General features: G+C 40.2%; 3 protein-coding genes. All 3 read left to right on the top strand.

The features are described from left to right. Positions 1-596 precede the first annotated feature (596 nt). The 3 genes from A6M13_RS09840 to A6M13_RS09830 all read left to right on the top strand — a co-directional run bounded on the left by A6M13_RS09840 (position 597) and on the right by A6M13_RS09830 (position 8,418). Entirely contained in the window at positions 597-1,829 is a 1,233-nt protein-coding gene (locus A6M13_RS09840; RefSeq protein WP_245669286.1) for a GHKL domain-containing protein, read from the top strand. A gap of 841 nt (positions 1,830-2,670) precedes the next feature. Further along, entirely contained in the window at positions 2,671-5,847 is a 3,177-nt protein-coding gene (locus A6M13_RS09835) for a leucine-rich repeat protein (RefSeq protein ID WP_066545473.1), read from the top strand. 132 nt (positions 5,848-5,979) lie between these two features. Next, positions 5,980-8,418: a leucine-rich repeat protein gene (locus A6M13_RS09830; protein ID WP_066545464.1), complete on the top strand. Its 2,439-nt coding sequence runs from the start codon at positions 5,980-5,982 to the stop codon at positions 8,416-8,418. The last annotated feature ends 378 nt before the right edge of the window (positions 8,419-8,796 follow it).

The raw sequence follows: 8,796 nt of genomic DNA, 5'->3' as shown, positions 1-8,796 counted from the left end.
ACGAAAGGTGTTTTTATTTGTCTCATTATTTTAGGTCAGTGCCTGTCAATGCTTTAGGTGTTTTTTTAATTTACCTATAAAACGCATACGCTACGAAAAAACAGCAAACATAGCCTTTTCCTCCAACGATTGCAATGTACATATGATGAGCGTCTTATACTTACAACCAATATTATTAATGAATGAACAGCACTTGAAACATAATTGAAGCCGGTGCATTACAGGTATTTGAGCAGGTGACTACGATGCTCGGAAAAGCGGGCATCCACATGCACGGCATTACAACATGTCCAACAAGCGCTCGAAAAACACCCGATTAAAGTTGCTGAAGAATAATTACTTCTGTCCCAAGTTCCTTTTTTATACTATAATAGTCCTTACAGCAAAAAACATAAATATATATCATTTCTTATTAAAATAATGCGTCTATCGTAAATGATTTACAGCAGGCTAAAAGGCGTTAAAAAAATAAGATAACGATGTAGCAAATGATTTATGGGTTAGGATGGACGTGTTAATGAAGTATGAAGCGTGTTAAAGTAAAGCTCATTATTGTATTATCTATCCTAGTGGTGATTTTTTTTGTAGGTATCAGTATGTACAATTCTTTTACCAATATTGAATTCACGGTGGAGGATGCTATTGCAAACCAAAACTTAGAAGCGGCTAAATCGATTGCTCATGCGCTTGATTTAGACACATATGAACGCTTTTTAACAGCACGACAACGTAATGAAGATTATTGGGCTATTCGACAGTATTTGAATGATGCTCGTGAAAAATTAGGTGTATTATATGTATACACATTAGAAATAGACAATCCTGTGACATCAAAAATTTTAATTGTTGGCTATCCTGAAAACAAACAAAATGAGTATGATTTCCCAATAGGTGAAGCTTGTACCGTGCCAGAAGCCCAAGTGAAAATGGCGTATGAGGAAGGGAAACCATTTATAACAGAAGCTTTAGAAGATACGATATATGGTCATCGTTATATAACGGTAGGTACACCGATTCACAATGAACAGGGTGAAATTATTAGCTATTTAGCGATTGATATTAATATAGATACACTACATGACATTAAGAAATCCGTTACAGCTAATAATATACTGTTACTTTTAATGAATGGCATTATCATCATGATTTTTAGTGTAGCGCTTTTCTTTTTACAACGATGGTATCAAAAAGAAGTAGGAACAGCGGAATATACGTATCAAAAGGACATTAAAACGTTAATGGCCTCTGTGTCATCGTTACGGCATGATTATACGAATCAAATTCAAGTTTTACATGGTTTTCTTCAGTTAGGTTTAATCGAGCAAGCAATGACATATATCGATTCAGTGGCTAAAGATATACACACAATTGAAGCGCTTCAATTGAATGTGGCAAACCCTGCGTTAGCCATCTTATTGGAAAGTAAAAAGTTAGCTTGCCAAAACCAACAAATTGATATCGAATTAACAGTGGCTGATCATCCATTTGATCGCATTAAAACGATGGACTTAATTACGATTTTATCGAATTTAATCGATAATGCGATAGAAGCAACGATAGAGTTGCCAGTGGAATTACGTCATATTACCGTAAGCTGTGACGTCAGTATGTCTGAGCAAGTCTTCATTATAAAAAATACAGGACAAAAGCCACCGAATTTTGAGCAAATTTTCGAGCAAGGCTTCTCCACAAAAAAGCCAGAGAAAGGCAGAGTCCGAGGACAAGGTTTATTTATTGTGAAAGAAATGGTGGATAAATATAATGGCATCATCCATTTTGAAACGATAAGTGCCAACGAAACAATCGCGATTGTGAAAATTCCATTGTAAAGGATTGCGCACAGCGAAGTATTCATTTAGACAAAGACTAGGACAAAAAGAAATATCCTTCAGCAACGACAACTGCTGAAGGGTATTTTTTTGCTTTTGGTGCTACGCCACATGCTAGACGCATTTCATAGACATGGCTTGAGGCAAAAACGATGTTTGCCACACGACTTAAAATTTCTCGTAATACTGTGTACAAATACTTGAGATAGTCTCAAAAGAATACATAATCTTTAATTGGTAACAAAACACCTTATTCAATAGAATGGGGTGTTTTGTTTTTCACTAATTCATTCAATAAAATCAATATCTTTAAGCACTGGCAACAATTTCAAGTGATAGTGAAGGTAGATTTTATTATAAATTTGAAAAAATTTTTTAAATACTATTTCAGCGGATTTAACTAAGTATCATATACAAACATCTACAAAATAACGTTCCAAAATAGTAGTTTAGGGATAATTTCAAATCCAACAAATACTTTAATAACAGCGTTTGTTGGATTTCTTTAGTTATTATCTATGTTTGTTGGCTCGTTCAATCAATTCATTTGCGTAGTCATATTGTTGCTTATTATTGACTGGGCTAAATATTGCTTTTGGGTTTAAGCCATGGACAATATTTTATTGATCAATAAAGTTAATGAAAATCGTACAGGCTTCTTCTAAATTGACATCGTCTGAAAGAATACCAAGGTCGTTCCTATCGAGCTCTAAATGTACGCGCTACAGTTTTGCTATGAACGATATGGTATCTCTGTGAACATAAATATTTTTCACAGAGATTGAAACTTTTTCGCACTGGCTCCGTCTGTACAGCATTAAATATAGGGGGATTTTAGAATATGAAAAAATGGATGGCAACGTTTGCGGCAGTGGCGATAGTTTGTGCAGTCGCACCGCAAGTACAAGCAGTTGAACAAGTACAAAAAGTAGCGCAAGATGGGGCACTTTACGAAATCCATATAGATGCACATGGGAAGCAGTATGCAGTGTTGAAGAAAATTTCTTACACGACGATGTATGAAGAGGGAAAGACATTCGTCATCCCGTCGCATATTAATGGTGTACCGGTCGTAGAAATCGCGGCGGGTGCTGCAAAGGTCCCGGATTTCGACGAAAGTGTGTTTCTTAACATTTCACATTTTGTCTTACCAGAAACGATTAAACGCATTGGCAAGGAAGCATTTGCAGATGGTGGAATTGTCAGCGTTCAATTGCCAGAAGGGTTAGAGGTAATTGAGGATCGTGCGTTTTATAATAGCGGTATTCAAAAGCTCGTTATACCAAACTCTGTGACGAAGATTGGGCAAGAAATTATAAAAGGTACGACGACAACACTTGATGTGCAGTTGCCGACGAAATGGAACCACGTTGCGCAAAAGCGTCATGACGATTTATTTTACGAGGAATTTACGTATAACGGTGTACGTGAAGTACGCATTTTAGGATATGACCCGAAAAAAAGCATCAAATCAATTGCCATACCCGAAACGATTAATGGGATGAATGTGACAGAAATTGCAGACGATGCGTTTTCAATTCTACCATTCATTGTTTATACAGACGTCTCGATTCCATACAACGTCACGTTTCCAAAAACGATTCGGAAAGTGGGGGATCGTGCGTTTAAAGGGATGCACCAAAATGCGGTAACGATTAATGACTACCCAAACTTACAATTTATTGGCGAGGAGGCGTTCCACTATAATCGCATGACGAACACGAAACCGTTTGTTGTAACAGAACAGATGGAAATTGGACAAGGTGCATTTGCAGGAAATCAACTAACGGCTGTAATTGTCGAAGAAGGTGTAACACATGTTGCACATAATGTGTTTGACAGTAATCAATTAACGACGATTACATTACCATCCACATTGACGACCATTGGTAACAATGCGTTTTCAGCCAATGCGCTAACAACTGTGCAGCTAGGCAATGATGTAAAAACAATTGGCGATCGAGCGTTTGCCGCTAACCAGCTAGTGACGATTGCGCTTCAAAATGTGACGCATATTGGACGTCGTGCGTTTCATCAAAATGCACTAACAAATGTAACTCTACCAACTACGTTAACATCAATTGGTGAGGAAGCATTCGCATACAATAACTTGAAAAGCATTCGCATTCCGGCACTGACGTATTTTGGCGAGCGAGCATTTTCATCTAACGTGTTAACAGAAGTTGAACTTGCAGAAGGACTACGCGATATTCCAGCAGGTGCATTTTCAGGAAATCATCTCACAGAAATTGACTGGCCAAGCAGTGTGCGAACAGTCGGTGACGATGCCTTTGCGTATAATCGTTTTAAAACAGTTGTAATCCCAGCAAATACAGCGTTTGGCAACAGTGTGTTTAAAAGCATATTCACAACGATTGATAAAGTCGTGTTTGAAGAAGGCGCGACACATATTCCAAATGGTGTATTTAAAGGAAAACAACTAGAAAGCTTCACGCTCCCTAAAACAATTACACATATTGGTGATTACGCATTTTTTGGAACAGGTTTGCGTAACATCACATTGCATGAAGGCATCGAAGAAATCGGTGACAGTGCTTTTCGCAACAATGCGTTAACAGAAATTACAATTCCTTCAACGGTGAACGTCATTGGCAATGAGGCATTTTCTGAAAATCAATTAGCAACGGTGACGATGCCAACGTATATTGAACAAATCGGTGACAATGCTTTTCGTAAAAACGTACTGACAACTGCGCATGTGCCGTTAACAAAGAGCAGCGGTAACGGTATTTATACGGAAAATACGATAACAAATGTAACATTTGCAGAAGGCATCACGACGATTCCAGCAGGGATTTTGAGTCATCAGGCTTTAACGAATGTTACGATTCCAGAAACGGTAACGACAATAGGACAATCTGCATTTTTTGGCAATCAATTAACAAGCATTACGCTACCGAGCAAATTGACGCATATCGAAGAATCAGCCTTTGCAGGAAATCGCTTAACAAACGTGATCATTCCAGAAACGGTGACGACAATAGGACGAGGTGCATTTTCAGGAAATCATCTCACAAACATTGCGCTGCCAACTACACTGACACATATTGAAGAAGGTGTGCTATATAATAATCGCTTAACGAACGTAACAATTCCAAACACGGTGACGACGATAGGACAATATGCATTTGCGAACAATAACTTAACAAACGTGACGTTTCCAGAAACACTTGAACGTATAGAGTATAGTGCGTTTGAACAAAATAATATAACCGAAGTGACGATTCCAACACGCTTGAAGCAACTACACCTTAGTGTATTTACAAAAAATCCGTTAACGACTGTCACACTACAAGGAAGTGACACAACAATTGATGCAGTTAGTGATGTATTTAACTTTGTGAATGACGTGGATGAAGCATTTAAAGGATTATATACGAATACATCGTTAACCGTACCGTACGAAAATATATATCTACCAAACGGCAAGCCACAAACGCTCTATGTTGCGTGGCAGAAGGAAGCGAAGTTCAAAGACATCGCCGGACATTGGGCACAAGGTGCAATCGAAAGCTTTACGAGCCTTGGCTACATTAACGGCTACCCAGACGGCACATTTAAACCAGGTGCACCAATCCAACGTAAGCATGTCGCACGCATTTTAAATGATGTGTTCAAATTCGAAGCGACACAAACAGTTGCGGATTTCAAAGACGTACCGAAAAACCATCCATACTACGCAGCCATTTCAGCAGTGCAGCAAGCAGGCATCTTTAGCGGTGATGGTGGCAAGTTCCAACCGGAAGCAAACTTAACGCGCGGACAGCTTGCGAAAGTACTTGTGCTCGCAGCAGGCTTCGAACCAGGTGGGAAGTCAACGTTTAAAGACACACCAGTGAGCTACTGGGGCACACCGTACATTGCAACGCTTGCCGATTTAGCGATCGTGAAAGGGACAGATGGCTTCTTCAATCCACAAAAGCCGATTACACGTGCGCAATTTGTATCGATGACGTCACTGGCACTTGAAGAAATGGCGCGACGTGCGAACAACTAAATGAGCGAACGAGACCGCATGCAATATTCGCGGTCTTTTCGCCATGTCGAAAAATTTTTTTCACATAGTTTGAAACTTTTTCACATCAGCTCCGTCTGTACGGCAGCAAATAAGTGGTAGGAGATGGTCAACATGAAAAAATGGATGGCAACGTTTGCGGCAGTGGCAGCAGTTTGTGCAGTCGCACCACAAGCAGAGGCAAATGAAACAATTGTGCAAGATGGGGTAAAATATGAAATTTTCACCGCGGCAAATGGCGAAAAGGAAGCGCGTGTTTTATCGAGAACGTATGGCACATGGACGGTTAAGCTTGCCGATACGATTAACGGTGTACCAGTAACAGAAATTCGTTCAGAAGCATTTGTGCAGTATGAGTGGGATGGAATCGATCGAAGCATAGAACATTATCTTGTTGAAAATATTCCGGTTCATTTGAAGACAATTAAGGAAGGTGCATTTTTAGAAGCGTCTTTTTTAGACGGTGTTGTTATTCCTGAGACGGTCGAGGTCATTGAAGCAAATGCGTTTGCAAGAACTTCTATGTCGACGCTTGTCATTCCAGAAAGCGTGAAAAACATAGCGAATACCGCTTTTAAAAATATAGGTGTTTCCGAATCGGCACACTTTCCAGCATCGCTGACGAAAGAGCAACTGACGATTAGTACGATCAACCCATCGTTCCAGTTACAGCGAATGGGAGATGTAAAGGAAAAGCGTCTTGGTGATATTTTTTACGAAACATTTACGTCAAACAATGAGCGGCAAGTACGTATTACAGGCTATGATACCTTTTCAACAACAACAACGATTACTGTCCCTGCAACAATTGATCAATTGCCAGTGACTGAAATCGCAGATGGTGCGTTCTATAACCAACAAGTGCATTTACAAACATATCCATCGAGCGAGAAGCAATTGACGCTACCAACAACGATTCGTAAAGTTGGTGATTATGCATTAGCAGGCAATATGGCTGTCGACGTTTCCACATTGCCGAATTTAGAGGAAATCGGTAACCATGCGTTTGCATCGAGCTACGTGTATAGTAGTAAGCCACTCGTTTTGCCGGCAACGCTTCATACGATTGGTGCCGATGCGTTTAACGGAGCAAACATTCCAGATTTGCACATTCAAAAAGGAACGGACATTGGCGCAGGTGCATTTGCGAATAGTCAATTACAGCGTGTAACGATTGCAGAAGGGGTTATGGCTATTGCAGAGAAACAGTTTTATAATAACGAGCTGCAACATGTGACTATACCATCGACGGTACAACAAATTGGTGCCGCAGCGTTTGAAGGAAATAAATTGGCATCCGTCGACATGCCGAAAAACTTAACGCAACTTGGCGACTCTGCCTTTATGCATAATGAGCTGACTGAAATCGAGATTCCAGAAAAACTTAACAAGTTATCAGCGAATATATTTGCCCATAACAAGCTGAGATTGATTGATATTCCAGCGAATATTGAGACAATTCATGCACGTGCTTTTTCAAATAACGAGCTCATAACACTTATTGTTCCGGGCAGTGTCCATACTATTATGGAGAGTGCGTTTGAGAAAAATAAACTAGTATCTGTTGAGGTTAAAGGGGCAAAAGCTATTCATAAAAGGGCATTTGCAGAGAATGACTTTGCGTCACTTATATTACCTTTAACGCTTGAGACAATCGGTGATGAGGCATTTAGTGACAATCGCATGATGCGTCTTATTTTACCAGGTAATGTACGTGAAGTCGGTGTACGTGCGTTTGCGAACAATCAGATCGAAATAGCAACAATCCCTGCATCATTAAAAACATTTGATTTGTTAGTTGTACATGGAAATCCTATAGCACACCTTATACTGCAAGGAAGCAGTACGAAAATAACGCGTACAAATGAGTTTACCGATGAGCAAGGCGAGGCTTTTCGTGCACTGTATACAGACGAAGCATTTACTTCGCCATACATCAATATGGACAATGTAAACGGTAAACCGATGACGCTCTATGTCGCATTTAACGATAACGTTGTACCAATCCCGCAGCCAGTTGCCAAATTTAACGACATCGCTGGACATTGGGCGCAAGGTGCGATTGAAAGCTTCACCGATAAAGGCTACATTAACGGCTACCCAGACGGCACATTTAAACCAGGCGCACCAATCCAACGTAAGCACGTCGCACGCATTTTAAACGATGTGTTCAAGTTCGAAGCAACACAAACAGTTGCGGACTTTACAGACGTGCCAAAAAGCCATGCGTACTACGCAGCCATTTCAGCGGTGCAGCAAGCAGGCATCTTTAGCGGTGATGGCGGGAAGTTCCAGCCAGAAGCAAACTTAACGCGCGGACAGCTTGCGAAAGTACTTGTGCTCGCAGCAGGCTTCGAACCAGGTGGGAAGTCAACGTTTAAAGACACACTAGCAAGCTACTGGGGTACACCGTACGTATCCGCTTTAGCCGACTTAGCAATCGTCAAAGGCACAGACGGCTTCTTCAATCCACAAAAGCCGATTACACGTGCGCAATTTGTATCGATGACATCGCTTGCACTTGAAGAAATGGAAAGACGTGCGCAACAATAGCGAGACAAACGATTTAGACTATCTTTCACTATGTTTTTACATGAATTATCGGAGACTGAAGTGATGAACGTTACATGGGATTATTTCATCTAGGCAGCTTTCCTAACCGGAGTTCGGGTATTGTACTCGGACTCCGGTTATATTTTTTTCCGGGGTCCTGTCAGAAAAATGTGGATTTATCACGTTAAAAATATGCAAGGTTTTATGCAACATCGTGATGAATGCAACCAATGCTAAAACACACTCAATCTGTTGCTGGCGCTGTTTTTTTAAGTATATAAACTAACAATAAACAATGTACCAATAGAAAAGGCGTAAGCCCGAATTATAAAAAATAGCGCACATGTACGGTACGCACGACGAATAGCCAACTGGACG

Source organism: Caryophanon tenue (assembly GCF_001700315.1).
Classification (GTDB): domain Bacteria; phylum Bacillota; class Bacilli; order Bacillales_A; family Planococcaceae; genus Caryophanon; species Caryophanon tenue.
Note: the sequence above shows the minus strand (reverse complement) of the source record. Positions and strands in the feature narration are given on the sequence as shown.

Coding starts and splice junctions, on each gene's coding strand:
- A6M13_RS09830 (WP_066545464.1), top strand. CDS start 5,980: ATGAAAAAATGGATGGCAACGTTTGCGGCAGTGGCAGCAGTTTGTGCA.
- A6M13_RS09835 (WP_066545473.1), top strand. CDS start 2,671: ATGAAAAAATGGATGGCAACGTTTGCGGCAGTGGCGATAGTTTGTGCA.
- A6M13_RS09840 (WP_245669286.1), top strand. CDS start 597: ATGTACAATTCTTTTACCAATATTGAATTCACGGTGGAGGATGCTATT.